The organism is Pseudomonas sp. GM24 (assembly GCF_000282235.1).
Lineage (GTDB): Bacteria > Pseudomonadota > Gammaproteobacteria > Pseudomonadales > Pseudomonadaceae > Aquipseudomonas.
Window position 1 is genome coordinate 1 of the sequence record NZ_AKJR01000309.1, and the last position, 18,778, is coordinate 18,778.

20 protein-coding genes are annotated in these 18,778 nt (G+C 61.4%); 9 read left to right on the plus strand and 11 right to left on the minus strand.

The features are described 5' to 3' along the window. Positions 1-176 precede the first annotated feature (176 nt). Positions 177-545 (plus strand): DUF427 domain-containing protein, encoded by a 369-nt coding sequence (locus tag PMI23_RS27320; protein ID WP_007910645.1) that lies wholly within the window; start codon positions 177-179, stop codon positions 543-545. A 55-nt stretch (positions 546-600) separates the two neighbouring features. On the opposite strand, the gene PMI23_RS27325 is transcribed toward PMI23_RS27320, so the two are convergent. Then, positions 601-2,223: an MFS transporter gene (locus PMI23_RS27325; protein ID WP_007910646.1), complete on the minus strand. Its 1,623-nt coding sequence runs from the start codon at positions 2,221-2,223 to the stop codon at positions 601-603. A gap of 170 nt (positions 2,224-2,393) precedes the next feature. After that, positions 2,394-4,040, minus strand: a complete 1,647-nt coding sequence (locus tag PMI23_RS27330) for a GMC family oxidoreductase (RefSeq protein WP_007910648.1) — start codon at positions 4,038-4,040, stop codon at positions 2,394-2,396. 133 nt (positions 4,041-4,173) lie between these two features. On the opposite strand from PMI23_RS27330, the gene PMI23_RS27335 reads away from it, so the two are divergent. From PMI23_RS27335 to arsH, 6 genes are all read left to right on the plus strand, one after another. After that, positions 4,174-5,079, plus strand: a complete 906-nt coding sequence (locus PMI23_RS27335; RefSeq protein ID WP_007910650.1) for a LysR family transcriptional regulator — start codon at positions 4,174-4,176, stop codon at positions 5,077-5,079. 75 nt (positions 5,080-5,154) lie between these two features. Beyond that, entirely contained in the window at positions 5,155-5,625 is a 471-nt protein-coding gene (locus tag PMI23_RS27340) for a GNAT family N-acetyltransferase (protein WP_007910652.1), read from the plus strand. 53 nt (positions 5,626-5,678) lie between these two features. After that, positions 5,679-6,026 (plus strand): metalloregulator ArsR/SmtB family transcription factor, encoded by a 348-nt coding sequence (locus PMI23_RS27345; protein WP_007910655.1) that lies wholly within the window; start codon positions 5,679-5,681, stop codon positions 6,024-6,026. 23 nt (positions 6,027-6,049) lie between these two features. Beyond that, positions 6,050-7,333, plus strand: coding sequence for an arsenic transporter (locus PMI23_RS27350; protein WP_007910657.1), 1,284 nt, complete (start codon positions 6,050-6,052; stop codon positions 7,331-7,333). A 28-nt stretch (positions 7,334-7,361) separates the two neighbouring features. Then, on the plus strand, positions 7,362-7,832 hold the full coding sequence (locus tag PMI23_RS27355; protein ID WP_007910659.1) for an arsenate reductase ArsC: 471 nt from the start codon (positions 7,362-7,364) through the stop codon (positions 7,830-7,832). A 9-nt stretch (positions 7,833-7,841) separates the two neighbouring features. After that, on the plus strand, positions 7,842-8,537 hold the full coding sequence (gene arsH / locus PMI23_RS27360; protein WP_007910661.1) for an arsenical resistance protein ArsH: 696 nt from the start codon (positions 7,842-7,844) through the stop codon (positions 8,535-8,537). A gap of 28 nt (positions 8,538-8,565) precedes the next feature. On the opposite strand, the gene PMI23_RS27365 is transcribed toward arsH, so the two are convergent. After that, on the minus strand, positions 8,566-9,492 hold the full coding sequence (locus tag PMI23_RS27365) for a universal stress protein (protein WP_007910663.1): 927 nt from the start codon (positions 9,490-9,492) through the stop codon (positions 8,566-8,568). A gap of 249 nt (positions 9,493-9,741) precedes the next feature. Between PMI23_RS27365 and PMI23_RS27370 the strand changes: the two genes are divergently transcribed. Then, positions 9,742-10,815 (plus strand): NAD(P)-dependent alcohol dehydrogenase, encoded by a 1,074-nt coding sequence (locus PMI23_RS27370; protein WP_007910665.1) that lies wholly within the window; start codon positions 9,742-9,744, stop codon positions 10,813-10,815. A 49-nt stretch (positions 10,816-10,864) separates the two neighbouring features. On the opposite strand, the gene PMI23_RS27375 is transcribed toward PMI23_RS27370, so the two are convergent. The 8 genes from PMI23_RS27375 to PMI23_RS27410 all read right to left on the minus strand — a co-directional run bounded on the left by PMI23_RS27375 (position 10,865) and on the right by PMI23_RS27410 (position 17,928). Continuing rightward, complete coding sequence (locus PMI23_RS27375; protein ID WP_007910667.1) at positions 10,865-11,428, minus strand: GNAT family N-acetyltransferase; 564 nt, start codon at positions 11,426-11,428, stop codon at positions 10,865-10,867. Between the two features lie 157 nt (positions 11,429-11,585). Then, entirely contained in the window at positions 11,586-13,001 is a 1,416-nt protein-coding gene (locus PMI23_RS27380; protein ID WP_007910669.1) for an ATP-binding protein, read from the minus strand. Next, on the minus strand, positions 12,998-13,660 hold the full coding sequence (locus tag PMI23_RS27385; RefSeq protein WP_007910671.1) for a response regulator: 663 nt from the start codon (positions 13,658-13,660) through the stop codon (positions 12,998-13,000). Before PMI23_RS27385 ends, PMI23_RS27380 begins: the two co-directional genes overlap by 4 nt. Positions 13,661-13,671: 11 nt before the next feature. Next, positions 13,672-14,316 (minus strand): tetratricopeptide repeat protein, encoded by a 645-nt coding sequence (locus PMI23_RS27390; protein ID WP_007910686.1) that lies wholly within the window; start codon positions 14,314-14,316, stop codon positions 13,672-13,674. After that, entirely contained in the window at positions 14,313-15,122 is an 810-nt protein-coding gene (locus PMI23_RS27395; RefSeq protein ID WP_007910689.1) for an SDR family oxidoreductase, read from the minus strand. Before PMI23_RS27395 ends, PMI23_RS27390 begins: the two co-directional genes overlap by 4 nt. Further along, a complete protein-coding gene (locus PMI23_RS27400; RefSeq protein WP_007910691.1) occupies positions 15,109-15,783 on the minus strand; it encodes a TenA family transcriptional regulator in 675 nt (224 codons plus the stop codon). Before PMI23_RS27400 ends, PMI23_RS27395 begins: the two co-directional genes overlap by 14 nt. Further along, entirely contained in the window at positions 15,780-17,261 is a 1,482-nt protein-coding gene (locus tag PMI23_RS27405) for an AMP-binding protein (protein ID WP_007910693.1), read from the minus strand. The genes PMI23_RS27400 and PMI23_RS27405 overlap by 4 nt, the downstream gene beginning before the upstream one ends. Further along, positions 17,251-17,928 (minus strand): thermostable hemolysin, encoded by a 678-nt coding sequence (locus PMI23_RS27410; RefSeq protein ID WP_007910695.1) that lies wholly within the window; start codon positions 17,926-17,928, stop codon positions 17,251-17,253. The genes PMI23_RS27405 and PMI23_RS27410 overlap by 11 nt, the downstream gene beginning before the upstream one ends. A 209-nt stretch (positions 17,929-18,137) precedes the next feature. On the opposite strand from PMI23_RS27410, the gene PMI23_RS27415 reads away from it, so the two are divergent. After that, the gene (locus PMI23_RS27415; RefSeq protein WP_007910700.1) at positions 18,138-18,686 is read left to right on the plus strand and encodes a cytochrome b; all 549 of its coding nucleotides are present in this window, start codon (positions 18,138-18,140) and stop codon (positions 18,684-18,686) included. The last annotated feature ends 92 nt before the right edge of the window (positions 18,687-18,778 follow it).

The window sequence follows — 18,778 nt, forward strand, 5'->3', positions numbered from 1 at the left end:
AATCGTTCAAGTCGGTGAAGTTCGCCAATATCCCCCAATCGGTTCCCTCTCCCTCAGGGAGAGGGCTAGGGTGAGGGGCTTTTGAGGTTGATGGGCCGTTCGGCTGTAAACCCACCCTAACCAGAACCGATGGGCTATACCTGAACCGGTCTCTTCGCCGTATTCAGGAGAAACCCATGAAAAGCCCCGGTCCCAGTCCCGTCATAACCCTCGAACAACTTTCCGGCTGCCTGATAGTGAAATTCCACGGCATCCAGGTTGCCGCTTCTTCCCACGTCATGATTCTCAACGAAGCCAACTATCCGCCGGTCTATTACGTCCCGCGCGAAGACATCGACGAAAAGTATTTCGCCCGCACCGACCACACCAGTTACTGCCCTTACAAGGGCGATGCCAATTACTTCAGCCTGCAAGTGCCGGGGCATGAAGGGGCGAACGCGGTGTGGACCTACGAGAATCCGAAAGTGTCAGTGGCACCGATCCGCGACTACGTGGCGTTTTATCCGGATCAGGTGAAGTTCGAAGTGATCAAGGCAGATGCCTGAGCAAAAAAAACGGCGAGGGTAAAAGCCCTCGCCGATTGATTTTTCTGGTTGAGTTTCAGTTCTTGTCGAGATCGATATTCTTCGTCTCACGCAGACAGATCATCCCCACCACCAGGCTCACCCCGGTAATCAACACCGGGTACCACAGCCCATAAAAGATATCCCCGGTGTACACCACCAGCGCGAACGACACCGTCGGCAGGAACCCGCCAAACCAGCCGTTGCCGATGTGGTACGGCAGCGACATCGAGGTGTAGCGAATGCGCGTCGGGAACAGTTCGACCATCAGCGCCGCCAGCGGCCCGTAGCACATGGCCGAGATGATGATCAGTGCCACGATCAGGGCGACGATCATTGGCTTGTTGATCTGCTGCAGATCGGCTTGTTGCGGGTAGCCGGCGAGGGTGATCGCGCCGCGCAGGGCAGCCTCGTCGAAGCCATCGAGTTTGACATCGCCGACGCTTACCTGCACGGCGCTGCCAGCAGGCGCAGCGGCGCTGGAGTAGGGCAGGCCTTGCTTGACCAGGAAGGTTTTGACCTTGTCGCACGGGCTGTCGAATTTGGCTTTACCCACCGGATCGAACTGGAAGGTGCAAGTTGCCGGATCCGCCAGTACGGTAATTGGCGCCTGACGGCTGGCCTGATCGATCGCCGGGTTGGCGTAGTGGGCGAGGGATTTGAAGATCGGGAAGTACAGCGCCGTGGCCAGCAGCAGGCCGAGCATCAGTACCGGTTTACGCCCGACCTTGTCCGACAGCCAGCCGAAAAAGATAAAGAACGGCGCGCCGATGACCACGCTGATGATCAGCAAGGTGTTGGCCACTGCTGGGTCCATTTTCAGGAACTGGGTGAGGAAGAACAGCACGTAAAACTGCGCCGCGTAGAAGGTCACCGCTTGCCCGGCGTTGATGCTGAACAGGGCGATCAACACGACTTTGAGATTTTCCCATTTGCCGAAAGATTCGCGGATCGGCGCTTTCGAGGTTTTGCCTTCCTCTTTCATTTTCAGGTACGCCGGCGATTCGTGCAGGCTCAGGCGGATCCAGGTGGAAATGCCCAGCAGCACGATCGACAACAGGAACGGAATGCGCCAGCCCCAGACTTCAAACTGGTCGCCGGTGAAGTAGCGGCAACCGAGCACCACCAGCAGCGACAGCAACAGGCCGAGGGTCGCGGTCGACTGAATCCAGCTGGTGTGGAAGCCGCGTTTGCCAATTGGCGCGTGCTCGGCCACATAGGTGGCTGCACCGCCGTATTCACCGCCGAGCGCCAGGCCCTGAAGCATGCGCAGCACCACCAGAATGATCGGCGCGGCGATGCCGATGCTGGCGTAGGTCGGCAGCAGACCGACGCAGAACGTCGCCACGCCCATCAGAATGATCGTCGCGAGAAAGGTGTATTTGCGCCCGATCATGTCCCCCAACCGACCGAACACCAGCGCCCCGAAAGGCCGCACGATAAACCCTGCAGCGAAAGCCATCAGCGCAAAGATAAACGCCGTGGTGTCGTTGACCCCGGCGAAAAACTGCTTGCTGATCACCGCCGCGAGGGCGCCGTAGAGGAAGAAGTCATACCACTCGAACACCGTCCCCAGTGAGGAAGCGAAGATGACTTTGCGTGTATCCGGGCTGGTCTCGACGCTGCGCACGGCGTCCAGCGGCTGAACGTGTTCTGACATATCGGTATCCCTCACAGTGATTGTTTTTGTTGTTCCACTGGTGTTGCGTGTCCGGGTGATGCCTTGAATTAAACGCGGTTCTTTGTAGGAGCTGCCGCAGGCTGCGATCTTTTGATCTTGCTTTTGATCTGGAAAATCCAAAGTCAAAAGATCGCAGCCTTCGGCAGCTCCTACAGGGTTTGGGCCAGCTCCAATTTCGGGGTGCTGCTCCTGGTGTTGGGGTTGAGGATCAGTTGTGCGGCTTTCTCGGCAATCATCAGCGTAGGCGAACAGGTGTTGCCCGAGGTAATGCGCGGCATGATCGACGCATCGGCAATGCGCAACCCGGGCACGCCGTGGACGCGCAGTTGCGCATCGACCACTGCATCACCGTCATTGCCCATGCGACAGGTGCCGACCGGATGGAAAATCGTCGTACCGATTTTCGCTGCTGCTTCCTGCAACTCTTCATCACTTTGCAGGTTGGCGCCGGGCAGATACTCGACCGGTTTGAACGCTTGCAGGGCAGGGGCACTGACGATGCGCCGGGTCAGGCGAATCGCATCCGCTGCCACGCGCAAATCTTCAGGATGGCTGAGATAGTTGGGCTGAATCAGCGGCGCTTCCTGCGGATCCGCCGAACGAATGTCGATGCGTCCCCGACTCTGCGGACGCAAATCACACACCGAAGCGGTGAAGGCGGGAAAGCTGTGCAGCGGCTCGCCAAAACGCTCCAGCGACAGAGGCTGCACGTGATACTCAAGATTCGCCGAGGTCTGCTCCGGCCCCGACCGCGCAAACGCGCCCAACTGACTCGGCGCCATCGACAGCGGCCCGCTACGGTCATACAGATAACGCAGGCCCATGCCCATCTTGCCCCACACGCTGCCAGCGATCTGGTTCAGCGTGCGGGCGTTTTCCAGTTTGTAGATCAGGCGCAGTTGCAGGTGATCCTGCAGGTTGCCACCAACGCCGGGCAACTCATGAATCACGCCGATGCCCAAGCGTTCGAGCAACGGTCGCGGGCCAATCCCGGAGCGTTGCAGAATGCTCGGCGAGCCAACGGCGCCGGCGCACAGGACAATCTCTCTGCGCGCCTTGAACTGTTTGATCTGGCCTTCGTGGCGCGCACTGACTTTCGAGGCGCGACCGTCCTCCAGCAACACGCGATCCACCTCAACCCCAGTTAGCACTGTCAGGTTCGTCCGATCACGTACAGGCTTGAGAAAAGCCTTCGCTGCGTTCCAGCGCACGCCGGATTTCTGATTGACCTGAAAGTAGCCGCAACCCTCGTTGTCGCCCTGATTGAAGTCATCGATGCTGGCGATGCCGCTTTGCTCGGCGGCACTGCGAAAGGCATCCAGAATCGGCCATGACAGCCGCTGTTGTTCGACCCGCCATTCACCCTTGGCGCCGTGGAATTCAGCCGCGCCGGCAAAATGGTTTTCGCTTTGTTTGAACAGCGGCAGCACGTCGTTCCAGGCCCAGCCCGGATTGCCTTCGGCCGCCCAGCCATCGTAATCGTTGGCCTGGCCACGCATGTAGATCATGCCGTTGATGGACGAACAACCACCGAGCACTTTGCCGCGCGGATAGCTCAGCGCGCGGCCATTGAGGCCCGGTTGTTCTTCGGTCTTGAAGCACCAGTCGGTGCGCGGGTTACCGATGCAGAACAGGTAACCGACAGGAATGTGAATCCACGCATAGTTGTCGCGCCCGCCGGCTTCGAGCAACAGCACGCGCTGCTGCGCATCTGCCGACAGCCGATTGGCCAGCAAGCACCCGGCAGGGCCGGCGCCGACCACGATGTAGTCGTATTCATCGAGGGAAGTCTGCATTCCCTGGCCTCGCTTTTTGTTTTTATTGTCGGACACTCTAGTTGTTAGCTTTCGTTAAAAGAATGTTAGTTTTTGCGCAGCCGCTGTGCGTTTTCAAACAGCCTGCATAGACCTTAGCCGACAAGGACACGCCATGTTCGACTGGAACGACCTGCGGTTTTTTCTCGAGCTGCAACGCAGCGGCCGCCTGCTCACCGCCGCCCGCCGCCTCAACACCACCCACGCCACCGTCGCCCGCCACATCGAAGCCATCGAGAAAAGCCTCGGCACCGCGCTGTTCGTCCAGCACGCCCAAGGCTACGAAATGACCCCGGCGGGGGAGGCGTTGCTTAAACACGCTGAAGCGATGGAAAACGTGGCGCTGCTGGCGCAGGAAGAGATCACCCAATCCACCGCGCCACTGGGCAAGATTCGTGTGGGGGTGACGGAAGGGCTGGGCATCAAGTTTCTCGCCAGCCGCATGATCGGCTTGTTCGAGCGCTATCCGGGATTGGAAGTGGAACTGGTCGCCGTGCCGCGCTTCGTCAGCATCCTCAACCGTGAAGCGGAAATCAGCATTCACCTGGAGCGCCCGGCGGCGGACATGCTGGTTACGCGCAAACTCACCGACTATCGACTCGCGCTCTACGCCAGCCAACGCTATCTCGATAAGGCGCCGCCATTGCAAAGTCGCGAAGACCTTGGGCGGCATGCGTGGATTGGTTATGTCGATGATTTGCTGTTCAGCCAGGAATTGATGTTTCTCAACAGTTTCTGCCGCAGTCCGCGCGTGGTGTTCCATAGCACCAGCGTCATCGCCCAGCAGGAAGCGGCGCGGTCGGGATTGGGCATTGCCGTATTGCCTTGCTACATGGCCGAATCGGATCCCGATCTGGTGCCGTTGCTGCCGGATGAAAGCATCGAGCGCAGTTACTGGATCAGCACGCGACGGGAGTTGCACAAGTCGGTGCGGCTGCGGGTGGTCTGGGATTATGTGGTGGGGTTATGTGAAGCGGAGCAGGGGTTGTTGCTGGGCAGATCGCAGGCCGGCAGCCGTTAATCCTCTTTGGCTGTGCTGCTGTTGGCGCCGCTTTTGCTTGAACTGCGCCAAAGCCTTTGGCAATGGAGAGCAGCAATGAGGGAATGGCTTAGCGTTCGCGACATCAATGCGGACACCTTGAAGGCCATCAGTGACGGCGTCTTACGGCATGGCCGAGCCTTGTCTGAGGCTCGCGGCGGACAAGCTGAAGCCATCGCCTGTGCGCTGATGGAGGAGGGAACACTGATCGGCGGCGCTACCGGCAGAACCGAATTCCGGCGTCTGTTTGTCAATTACCTGTGGATCGACGCGCAATGGCGCGGAACCGGGCTGGGTACTGAGGCGTTGCACAAGCTTGAGGCGTTAGCGGTTGAAAGGGCGTGCGTGGATGCCTTGATCGAAACGCTGGATGACAACGTCGCCCGGTGGTACATCCGCTGCGGATATAGATTGATCGCGCATGTGCCTGAGTACTGCGGCCCGTGGAGTCGTCATTCGCTGTTGAAAACGCTGGTGACGACAGGTGCACCCACAGGGTTCTTTGGTCGATGGCATTTGCCGGGTTGATTTATATATGGATATCCGTATATTCGGATTTCCGTATGTGATGAGCCCGTCCCATGATCACTCCCACTGAAGTCTTCAAGAGCCTCGCTGACGAAACCCGCGTGCGCGCCATGCTGCTCATTTCCGATCAAGGTGAACTCTGCGTTTGCGAGCTGATGTGTGCGCTCGACGACAGCCAACCGAAAATCAGCCGTCACCTCGCGCAACTGCGCAGTAATGGGTTGCTGCTTGATCGCCGTCAGGGCCAGTGGGTCTATTACCGTCTCAACCCGGATCTGCCAGCGTGGGTGCGCGAAATCCTGCAAGTGACGTCCCTGGCCAATGCTGATTGGCTAAAGGACAACGTCGCCCGCCTGCAGAACATGGACGGGCGTCCGGTGCGCGAAGCCGCCTGCTGCTGAATCCGGATTTAGAGAGTTCTGAAATGTTGCTGGCTTTCGCTGTTTTCGTCTTCACCCTCGTACTCGTCATCTGGCAGCCCAAAGGATTAGGCGTCGGTTGGAGCGCCACGTTCGGCGCCGTGATCGCCTTGGCCGTCGGTGCCGTTTCGCTGCAGGACATCCCCACGGTGTGGGCCATCGTCTGGAACGCCACCGCCACGTTTATCGCGGTGATCATCATCAGCCTGCTGCTGGATGAAGCCGGCTTCTTTGAGTGGGCGGCACTCCACGTTGCACGATGGGCAAAGGGCAGTGGTTATCGATTGTTCGCGTTCTGCGTGTTGCTCGGCGCGGCGGTGGCGGCGGTGTTCGCCAACGACGGTGCGGCGCTGATCCTTACGCCCATTGTCATGTCGATGTTGCTGGCGCTGCGCTTTTCACCGGCGGCGACGTTGGCATTCGTCATGGCCGCCGGGTTTATTGCCGACACGGCCAGCCTGCCGCTGGTGGTATCAAATCTGGTCAACATCGTCTCCGCCGACTACTTCGGCTTGGGCTTTGCCGAATACGCATCGGTGATGGTGCCGGTGAGTCTGGTCAGTGTCGCGGCGACGTTGCTGGTGCTGTTTGTGTACTTCCGGCGCGATGTGCCACAGCGCTACCCGGTTGAGGCGCTTCAGGAACCCAAAGCAGCGATTCGCGACCACGCCACCTTCGTGGTCGGCGGCTGGACACTGCTGATATTGCTGGTCGGACTGTTCGCACTGGAACCGCTGGGGATTCCTGTCAGTGCCGTTGCGGCAGTGTGTGCGGCGATCCTTTTTGCGGTCGCTGCCAAGGGCCACAAGATCGCTACCCGACGGGTTTTGCGCGATGCGCCGTGGCAGATCGTGGTGTTCTCGCTGGGCATGTACCTGGTGGTGTACGGCCTGAAGAATGCCGGGTTGACTGACCTGCTGGCCGTCGTCCTCGACCGCTTGGCCGAGCAAGGTTTATGGAGTGCCACCCTCGGCACTGGCCTGCTGTCCGCGCTGTTGTCATCGGTGATGAACAACATGCCCAGCGTGCTGATCGGTGCGCTGTCGATCCAGGCCAGCGACGCCCAAGGGCTCGTTCGCGAAGCGATGATCTACGCCAACATCATTGGCTGCGACCTCGGCCCGAAAATCACCCCCATTGGTAGCCTCGCCACGTTGCTCTGGCTGCATGTGCTGGAACGCAAAGGTCTGCGCATCACCTGGGGCTACTACTTCAAGGTCGGCATTCTGCTGACCCTTCCGGTTCTGTTGATCACTCTTTCGGCCCTGGCACTGCGCCTGAGCCTTTGATGTCCGCCAAAAGCGGTAGGAGCAATCCATGCGAGTTCTGTTCATGTGCACGGCCAACAGCTGCCGCAGCATCCTCTCTGAAGCCATGTTCAATCATCTGGCACCAGCGGGATTCGAAGCGGTGAGTGCCGGCAGTTTTCCCAAAGGTCAGGTCTTGCCGCGCAGCCTGTCGACGCTGCAACAGGCCGGCATCGCCATTGATGGTTTGCACAGCAAAGGCAACGACGCTTTTGAAAGCAACCCGCCGGACATCGTCATCACCGTGTGCGACAAAGCCGCTGGCGAGACTTGCCCGGTGTATTTCGGCCCGGCGCTGAAATCCCACTGGGGGCTGGAAGATCCGTCCGAAGTGAAGGGCGACGAAGCCACTGTCGACGCGGCTTTTCACGCCACCCTTATGCGCATCGGCCAACGCTGTCAGGCCTTCCTCGATCTGCCTTTCCACTCGCTCAGCCGCGATCAACTCAAGGCTGAGCTCGACCGCATCGGCGCGCTTTAAGGAGGATTTATGTCCGAACTGCCCAACCTCGATCTCAATCTGTTCGATAACGCCAAACCGTCGCAAGCGGGCGCGCACAAACCGCGGATCCTGCTGCTCTACGGCTCGACCCGCGAACGCTCGTTCAGCCGTTTGCTGGTAGAGGAGGCCGCGCGCCTGCTCGAACACTTCGGCGCCGAAACGCGCATCTTCAACCCGTCCGGTCTGCCACTGCCCGACGACGCTCCGGTCGACCATCCCAAGGTGCAGGAACTGCGCGAGCTGGTGCTGTGGTCGGAAGGCCAGGTCTGGTGCTCGCCGGAACGCCATGGCGCGATGTCTGCCGTGTTCAAGGCGCAGATCGATTGGGTCCCGCTGGAACTCGGCGCGGTACGCCCGACCCAGGGTAAAACCTTGGCCGTGATGCAAGTCTGCGGCGGTTCGCAGTCGTTCAACGTGGTCAACCAGTTGCGCGTATTAGGCCGCTGGATGCGCATGTTCACCATCCCCAACCAATCCTCGGTGCCGAAGGCCTACATGGAGTTCGACGACACCGGGCGGATGAAACCGTCGCCGTTTTATGATCGTGTGGTCGATGTGATGGAAGAACTGGTGAAGTTCACCGTGCTGCTGCGCGATCAACAGGCGCATCTGGTCGACCGCTACTCCGAGCGCAAGGAAAGCGCCGAGCAACTGATGGCGCGGGTCAACCAGCGTTCGATTTGAGGCCGTCCCTCGAGAGGGACGGCTGCGTTCAGTCGACCAGTACTTGCGGCGACACCACCCAGGCGCTGCAGGGCATTTTGTACAACAGCTGTTCCACCGTGCTACCGATCAACCGACCCAGGCCGCGATGGCCGATACGGCCCATGACGATCACGTCGATGTCATAGGCATCGGCGTAGCTGCACAGCACGTTGGCCGGATTGCCCATGATCATGTGCTGGCGTTCAGGCGCAATGCCGTTGCGCTCGGCCAGTTCGCGGAATGCATCGCCTTGCGCATCGAACAGCGTTTTCGCCTTGCCCTCGGTGAAAAACGTCGAGGCGTTGCCAAAGCCGAACTCGTCGGCGCTGATTGATGACAGGTCGTAGGCATAGACCACATCCAGTTCGGCATCGCAGAGGCTGGCCAGTTTCGCGGCCTCGCGCAGGATACGGTCGTTGAAGTCGGCGTATTGCTCGTCGCGATGAAACGGATCAATCGCCGCGACGATCCGCCGGGGCCGGGCGTGCTGGACATGGCTGACGAAGTGCAGCGGTACCCGGCATTCGCGCAGCAAATGAACATCGAGCGGGGTGAACATCAACCGCGACATGAACGAGGCGTGCTGCAGATCCTTGATCAGCAGGGCCATCGGCTGCTCCTTGAGGTGAATCTGGATTTCACGCAACGGATTGTCGACCCACACCACTTCCGTGGTCACGGTCACGCCGAGGTGGCGCATGGGCCGCGCCTGGTCCTCTAGCCATTGGCGGTGGCGCTCGACATAACCCAGGCGCATCTGTTCCAGGGCCTGCTCGTTGACCAATCCGGCGGTCGCCAGCCCTTCGAGGTAATCGAATGCCACGATGTGCAGCGCCGCCCCCGATGCCTTGGCCAGGGCCGCGGCCCGATCGAACGCAGGGCTGTGTTTCATCAGCGGTGAAGCTACCAGCATGAAACGTGCTTGCTCGGACATGACGAATCTCCTGTGGGTAGCGGCATTGGCCGGCCAGACGCAACGGCGTCAGTTCATGTTGCTCCGTGCCGCCGGGCGTGGCTTGATCTTTGTCAATGACGCGGCCCAATAATGCCTGCGTCCGACGTGCGGCATCGGCGATGCGCAATCCTGCATTGATTGATCGTTATCAACCTTGTGTCGGTCAGTTCGGCGCAGCCTTGGAAAGGTGCTGAACTCACTGCAAACACCTGCACAGGAGTCTTGATCATGGCCATGATGAAAGCGGCGATATTCGTCGAAAAGAATCGCATCGTGCTGGATGACAAACCGATCCCCGAGGTTGGCCCGCTGGACGCGCTGGTGCGGATCACCACCACGACGATCTGCGGCACCGACGTGCATATCCTGCGCGGCGAGTATCCGGTGGCCAAAGGCTTGACCGTCGGTCACGAACCGGTGGGCGTGATCGAGAAGCTCGGCTCACAAGTCCGCGGATTTTTCGAAGGCCAACGGGTGATTGCCGGCGCCATCACCCCCAGCGGTCAAAGCTACGCCTGTCTGTGCGGCTGCGGCTCCCAGGACGGGCCGGACACTCGCCACGGTTTTCGCGCCACCGGCGGCTGGAAATTCGGCAACATCATCGATGGCTGCCAGGCGGAGTACGTCCTGGTGCCCGATGCCTTGGCCAACCTGTGTCCGATCCCCGACGGGCTCAGCGACGAACAAGTGCTGATGTGCCCGGACATCATGTCCACCGGGTTCTCCGGTGCCGAACGTGGCGAAGTCAGTATCGGCGACAGCGTTGCGGTATTCGCGCTGGGGCCAATCGGCCTGTGTGCGGTGGCCGGGGCGCGGCTCAAGGGCGCGAGCGTGATCATTGGCGTCGACGCGGTGGCCGAGCGCATGAGTGTCGCGCGGCAGTTGGGCGCGACCCATGTGGTCAATTTCAAGGACGGCGACGTGGTCGAGCAAATCATGGCGTTGACCGACGGGCGCGGCGTGGATGTGTCCATCGAAGCCTTGGGCACCCAAGGCACGTTCGAGTCTGCCTTGCGGGTGTTACGCCCGGGCGGACGCTTATCGAGCCTGGGGGTTTACGCGTCGGACCTGCGCATTCCCTACGATGCTTTCGCGGCGGGGCTGGGCGATTACAGCATCGTCAGCACCCTGTGCCCCGGCGGCAAGGAACGCATGCGCCGGTTGATGGCGGTGGTGCAAAGCGGTGGCGTCAATCTGTCGCCGCTGGTGACCCACCACTTCAAACTGGACGATATCGAAGCCGCGTATGAACTGTTCGCGCATCAGCGCGATGGAGTGATGAAGGTGGCAATCACGCCGTGATCGGCAACGCACCCCGCAACGTTTAAAGGTGCGGGGCGCAGGAATGTCGCTACAGACTCAGGCGATGAATGACCTGGTGCGGATCATCAGGATCGCTGTGGGTTTCAAAGCCCAGTGATCGGGCGAGGTCGCGCATGCCCGTGTTGCTGGCGGAATCCACCGAATACAGCTGCTTGAAACCGTTGTGCCGGGCAGCCTTGATCAGGTGTTCCATCAGCAACGTGGCCAGGCCCAGGTGCATCCACTCATCGGCGACCGTGACGGCGCATTCACAGTCCTGCTCGCCCGTGGCGGCGTAGCGGCTGATGCCGATCTCGATCAATTCGCCATTTTCGTGAACCAGTGCGATGAAGGCCGCGCGTTGCTTGCAGTCGACGTCCATCAACTGATCGAGCAGCGCGGTGCCTGGTTCACTGATCTGCGCGAGAAAGCGCAGGTGTCGGGACTCGGGCGACAAGCGCTTGATGAAGGCATATTCGCGTTGGCGATCCTTGGCGGCCAGGGCACGGATCAAGACGTGGCGGCCATCCTTGAGCGACTCGATCCAGTATTCACCTTGGTGCGCGGCATAGGCCGGCGCCGCGCGGTCATTGTGGTCTTTGACAGTGAGCATGAGATGAGCCTCCATCGGGGCTGAACGAGCAACGCGCAGGAGAGTGCGCTGAGTCTGTTCTACACCGATGTCAGCCCCGGGAACTGATCTGGATCAGATTCCGACACGCGGCCACTGTTTTTCAGCGGGCGATGGTGCTTCTGTTTCCGCAACAGGCTCAACTCTGCGGCGGTTCGCGGGTGCTGCGTTGCGATGCGGGGCGCGGATGCCCGTCGGGAATCGACAAGGTCGCGCGTAAACCACCTTCGGCGCGGTTGGCCAACGTGATTCGTCCGCCCAACTGCGTGGCGATGGTGTTGACGATAGTCAGCCCCAGCCCCGCGCCGTAGGCATTGCCGCGACTGTAGAAGCGTTCGAACAAGCGCGCGCGGTCCGCTTCATCGATGCCCGGCCCCTGATCTTCAACGCTCAAGTGATAGAAACCCTCGGCCTGACTGAGCAGCACGGTGATCACGCCGTGTTCGGGGGAGAAGTTCGCAGCGTTGGTGATCAGGTTGTTCAGGGCAATGTCGATCGTGCCGGGGCTGGCCATGATGTTGAACGGTTCAGCGCTGTCTTCAAAAGCCAGTTCCAGGTGTTTGCTCAGCAACCATGGCGTCAGTTGCACCAGGCTGTTGCGCACGGTTTCGCTGAGGTCGATGGGTTGCAGCGGCGGCGGATTGGGTTTCGGCTCCAGGCGCGCCATGGTCAGCAACTGGTTGACCAAGCGACTGGTGCGGTCGACCCCGGCGATCAGAAACGCCAGCGATTCGCGGCGCTCCTGTTCGGTGCCAGCCTCCTGCAGATTCTGCGCATGCACCCGCAGCACCGCCAGCGGCGTGCGCATTTCGTGGGCGGCATCGGCGATAAAGCGCCGCTCGCGGCCAAGCACTTCCTGAATCTGCGCGAGCATGCGGTTGAGCGCCGCCTGCATCGGCTCCAGCTCACTGGGCAGCGGCGCCAGTTGCAACGGCTCCAGCGAACCGCTGTGGCGGGCGCGCAAGGTCTCGGCCATGTTCGCCAAGGGCTTGAGGCCCCAGCCGATGGCCAGCCAGACCATCGCCGCAAGCAGCAAGCTGCCGACCACATTCGGCCACAGGGTGTGGCGGACGATGCGGTCGACCAGATCGGCGCGCACATCGTCACGCTCACCGACCCAGATGCGCAGGCCGTTCTGTTTGTCTTCAAGGAGAAAGGCGCGCCAGTGCCGATTGTTCAGATCCACCACATCGCTGAAGCCGGGCTGAGTCGGCGGCGCCCTGAAGGACGGTGCGCTGGCGGTGTGCACCAGCACATCACCGGCAGGATTCCACACCTGAAAAGCGATTTTGCGTTCGTACGGATGACCCTCGCCGCGCGGCACCGCTTCGCCCAGCGCCGAGTTGAACGCCTGGTACAGTTCGGCGTGCTGTTTGCTGGCCAAGGGCATGCGCATCACGCCTTGCAGCAGGCGCGCGTTCTGCGCCAATTGCGCGTCGTAGACTTCGGCGATTTCGTGGTTGCTGTCGTGCAGGTTGAAGGTGCTGAGCACCGCGAGGCCGGCCAGCAACAGGCCGATGATCAAGGTCAGCGTGCGGCGCCGGATCGAGGTCATCGACGCTCCTCCACCAGATAACCGACACCACGGATGGTGCGGATCAGGTCGGTGGAAAACTTCTTGCGCAGGTGATGGATGTGCACTTCGAGGGTGTTGCTTTCGGCTTCTTCGTTCCAGCCGTAAAGCAGCTGCATCAGTTGATCGCGGGTCATCACTCGGCCCGGCGGCGATAGCAGTTCGTGCAGCAACTGATATTCCTTGGGCGTCAGGGCCACAGGCTGGCCCTGATAGCTGACTTGCTGGGTGCCGGGGTTAAGGCTGATGCCGGCATGCTCGATCAACGCCTGGGCGCGCCCGGCACTGCGCCGCAACAAGGCGCGCAAGCGTGCCTTGAGCTCATCCAGGTCGAACGGTTTGATCAGGTAGTCGTCGGCCCCGGCGTCGAGCCCGGCGATGCGATCTTCGGTAGCGTCGCGCGCGGTAAGAATCAGCACCGGCAGATTCGAACCGCTGTCGCGCAGGCGGCGCAGCACCTGCAGGCCGTCCATGCGCGGCAGACCGAGATCGAGCACGGCGACATCGAAGGTTTCGCTGAGCAGCGCATGCAACGCGCTGCTGCCGTCCTTGAGCCAGTCGACGGTGTAACCCTCGCGGCCCAGCGCCTGATGAATGCCTTCACCCAGCGCCACGTCATCCTCAACCAGTAATAAACGCACGCGGACTCCTGTCAGTCGAGTTTCTTGTTCACGTCCACCAGCAGGGCGGCGATCTCTTTGCGGCGCCCGGCATCGGCACTTTCGCGGCCCGGGCGCGGCGCGGCTTGCTGGGCTTTGAGCAGCGCAGCTTTGGCTTCAGCGTAGCGCTTCTGACGGTAGAGGTGATCGCCCCAGAAGTACAGACTGTCGATGCCGTTGGGGTTGAGTTGCAAGGCTTGCTTGAGCAGTTGCTCGGCCTTGTCGCTGTCGCCGAAACCGATGGGCCAGCCGGGCACGCGGTCATACAGTGCGGCGAGGCTGGTGTAAGCCGAGCCTTGCAGGGCTTTGGGGTCGAGGGTCAGGGATTTCTCCAGGTCAGCCTTGGCGTCCTTGGCTTTGCCCAAGGCACCGAGGCCGCCCTCGGCACCGGCCCAACTGCTGGTGACGATGCCTTTCCAGATCCACGCTTCGGCAACCGCCGGGCGCTGCGTGGTGAACGCGTTGGCCTCGTTGGCCAATTGTTCGAACGCGGCGGCGCGCTGTTTTTCCGCCACTTCATATTGAATGTGCGCCCAGCTCTGCTGGATGCCCTCGAGGCGTTGCTGGTCGGCCGGTTCCAGCGCCCAGACGCTTTGACTGAGGGCGGCGAGCAACAGGCATGCGGATAGTTTTTTCATGGCTTTGGCGACTCGTGGTCAGGTTTTTCACTGAGACGGCGGATCAGCGGCAACTGCTTGCGCAGGCCTCGATCCACCAGATGCGGGAGCAGATTGTTCAGGCGGACGAAGAAGCGTTCCGGCCAGCCCAGGTAAAGGTCGCGGCGATCACCGGCAATCGCATGGATCACCGCTGAGGCTACGGTTTGCGGATCGTCGACGTTGGCCTTGAGTGCGTCGTTCAGTGCTTGCGCGGCGGCGCTGTTCATCGAGGTGCGCGTGGCGCGCGGCGCGACGTACAGCACGCTGACCCGGGTGTCGGCGAGCTCCCGGCGCAGTGCCTCGGAAAATCCGCGCAAAGCAAACTTGGTCGCGCAATAACTGGCGTAACCCGGGTAGCCGATCGAGCCGTAGGTCGAGCCGACGTTGACCACCATGGCGCTGTCGGCCTGCTTGAGCAGCGGCAACAGCAGTTTGGTCAGGCACATCGGTGCACTGATGTTTACCGCCAGCATCGCGTTGATGTCGCTGTCATCCAGCTGTTCGAGCATGGCGAAGTGATTGACCCCGGCGGCGTTGATCAGCAGGTTGATACCACCAATGGCTTCGGCGGCGACCAGCACTTTACGGCGGTCGCTGAGGAAGGTCAGGTCGGCGCCGACCCAGCACAACGACTCGGGGTAGCGCTTGAGCAGCGGCAGCAGTGCCTCCTGATGCCGCGCCACCGCGAGCACGTGGGCACCGGCGGCGCACAAGGTTTCGGCGATGGCCAGGCCGATGCCGCCACTGGCACCGGTCAGCACCACCCGCGCATCACGCAGTTGCATGTTGAGCCTCCGCGTCACGCGGCAAGCCACGGAACATGTCGGTGTACAGGCGATAGACGACCTTCGAGGCATGGATCACGGCGGCTTGATCGGCAGGATCTTCGAGTTGATTCATCAGGCGCCGGTAGGTTTGCATGTGCTCGATATCGAGCGAACCGTGGGAGCTCAGGTAACTGAACGCCGTTTCCGGCAACGCCAGACGCTCGCGAATGCTGCCCGCCGCGTGGGTGGCCAGGGCGATGCTGGTGCCTTCGAGCACATTGACCATGCCGAACAGACCGACCGGATTGCCACGGGCGATCAGGTCGTAAAGGAAGCTGACCATCAGTTCGATCGACAACGACGGCTGACCGTCGCGCACCGCATCACGATCACCACCACACGCGGCGATGTCATTGAGTACCCAGTGCTCGTGGCCGTATTCGTCTTCGATGTACTCGGCCACCGCTTTGCGCAGCCATTCCAGACGCGTCGGCAGGCGTGCACCGCAAGCCATCATCAGCGGCACGGTGTGGCGCACGTGGTAATACGCCTGCGCGAGAAACGCCCGATAGCTGTCGAGGCTGACCTTGCCTTGCAGGGCATCGACGATGATCGGCAGGTTGAACAGTTCGTGGCGTTCCTGTTGTGTGGCTTCTTGCAGGGTGTCAAAAAAACTCATGATGCGGACTCCTCGGAAACAGCGGATTCGGTCAATTGGCCGTGGTACTGCGCGACGATGGCGTCGCGGCGCGGGCGGCCATTGGCGGTGAGCAAGCCATTGGCGGCGCTGAAGGGTTGCGGCAAGCGCGTCCACTGATGCACCTGGGCGTAATCGGGCAAAGCCTCGTTGGCTTCGGCGACGGCAGCGGCCAGTTCGGCGTCCGTGCAGTCCGGGCGATGTGGCCAGAGCAGGGCGTGATTGCGCGGCAAGGCCTCGCCGTAAACGAACGCCTGGGCGATGTGGCGGCGCTGGGTCAGCTCGGACTCGACCCATTCCGGGTTGACGTTGCGCCCGAAACTGGTGACGAACTGGTGCTTCTTGCGGCCCTTGAGATAGAGAAAACCTTCCGGGTCGAACTCGCCCAGATCGCCGCTCGGCCACCACTCATCGGCGTACGGCGCATCGCCCAGATAACCGAGCAGCGTCGAGCCCTTGATCAGCACTTCGCCGTCCTCGGCCAGCCGCACTTCGACATGCGGCAACGGTCGGCCGACGCTGCCGGGGCGGCGTGCGCCGGGGCGATTGAGGCACACCACCGAGGCGCATTCGGACAAGCCGTAGCCCTCGTAAACCGGCAGCCCGACTCGTTGCGCGCGATGCAGCAGATCCTCCGAGACCCGCGCACCGCCGACAGCGGCAAAGCGTAGGGTTTGCGGGTCGAAGGCTTTTTGTTCGGCGGCGCTGACCAGCAACAGCAGCAACTGCGGCACCAGGATCAGACTCTCCGGCGCACGGCTGGCCAGATAACCGAGCAAGCGCGGAATGTCGACGCCACTGGCGCCCTGAATGCCGAGGGTTTTCTGGCTCGGCAAACTCAACATGGCGCCGGCATACAGCGCGGCGTAACAGCCAAGGTTCTCCAGCAGAATCGCCAACGGCAACAGCGCCAAGTGATGCTGCGGGCCGGTGGCTTCGCTGGCCTGATGCAGCTCCCGTGCAACGCGCAGCAGGCTGTCGGCGTTCAGGCACACACCTTTCGGCGTGCCGGTGGTGCCGGAAGTGAAGGTGAGTTTCGCGGTGCCGACCGGCATACGACTGGGGCCACTGAACGCGCGGCACCAGAACTCGCCACGTTGTTCATAGCCGGCCGCGAGCAGTTCGGCACCCAGTTCCGGCTCGGCAATCACCCTTTCGGCCTGGCTCTGCTCCAGACAATGGGCGCGTTGCGCCGCACTGAAAAACGGCGGCAGCGTCACGCAGGTCAGGCCTTCAAACAGCACGGCAAGATCCCACAGCATCGCGTCGACGCCGTTGTCCAACGCCAGCGCAATCACCTGCGCCTGCTCGTCGCGCAAACGCTCCTGGCGATACAGCACCTCGGCGTACAGCGTGGCGTAATCGAGTTTCAGCGTGTCGCCCCACAGGGCCGTCGCGTGGTCATTGCGCCGGGCATGGTCGCGCAGGGTTTCCTGGAAGCGTTGCAGTTCAAGCGACATGGCAGGCTCCTTCAATCGAAGTCGGCAAACCCAGGCGAGTAAACAGGCCGATATCGCGCAAATGGACGAACCCGGCGCGGATGTTGCCGACATGCACCCAAGGTTTGCTTTCGTAATAACTGCCCCAGTGTTGACGCTCGTCACCCAATCGTTCCGGGTCAGCGGCGCACAATGTCACTGGCTTCAAACCCAGGCGATGGAAGCTGTTGACCAGGCCGATGTTGCCGGTGAACGTCACCCATTCCAGGCCGCCCATGGCCAGCAGGTAGGTGATGGCGATGATGCTCAGGCGCGCGCTGCCGGTGTCGCTGGCGGCGAGGTTGCCGACTTCGACGATGGCGCTGCGCTCGACCGCACGATCCGCCGCCGCGCTGATTAGCGGCTCGATCGGCTCATCCAGATAGCGCTCAAGGAACAGTGACTCCAGATGCGCGCGACGCACCCCGGCCACGGCGCACAACTCGCCGTCGCCGTTGTGCATGCCGAACAGCTCGGGCATGAAGTGGCGGATATCGGCACCGTGGGCCTTGCGAAAACGTTGCTGGATAAAGGCTTCGAACGTCTCTCGCAGGGCATCGTCGGGCAGCGCGCCGGTCAGTGTCATCTGCGGTGTTTCGGCTTGACCGAAGCGCAGGGGCAGGGCGATGTTCCAGTCAAATTCGGGCATGGGCAGAACGCCTCCCTCAATAGGTTTGAGGCGAGTATCGGAGGCATTTCTTAACGAAGTCTGAAGGTGAAAAAAGGTTAACGTGAGGGTCTGTCTTCAGACTCTCTTAAGACTGGGCGGGCAGGGTAACGCCGTCGGTTCGCCCAACAACCGGAGCGAGGCGGTCGAACGAATCGGCCGTCACTCACGACAATCACGAGGCGCAGCTTATGACCCGCGACACCGCCGTAACCCGTTATGGAAAACTCTCAATCACCCTGCACTGGCTGATGCTGGCGCTGTTTGTCGGCGTCTACGCATGCGTCGAAATCAAGGGCTACCTGCCCAAGGGCAGCGAAGCACGCGGCTTGCTGATGGGCTTCCACGGCCTGTTCGGCGCGAGCATCTTCGCCCTCGTCTGGATCCGCCTGCTCGGCCGCCTCAGCCCACGCCCGCCGATCACCCCCAAGCCACCGGCGTGGCAGACCGGCATCGCGCACCTGACACACCTGGCACTGTATGGGCTGATGATCGCCACGCCGATCCTCGCCTGGCTAATGCTCGCCGCCGCCGACAAACCGTTCCCGTACTTCGGCTTCCACGTCCCGGCACCCGTGGCCATCGACCCGGACTTCGCCAAACAACTGAAGTACTGGCATGAACTGATTGGCAGCACCGGTTACTGGCTGATCGGGCTGCACGCGCTGGCGGGGTTGTTCCACCATTATTGGGTGCGGGATAACACCCTCGTGCGGATGCTGCCGGGCCGCACCGAATAACGCAGATATCACTGTAGGAGTGAGCCTGCTCGCGATAGCGGTAGTCCAGTCAATGTAAGTGTTGACTGAACAAACGCCATCGCGAGCAGGCT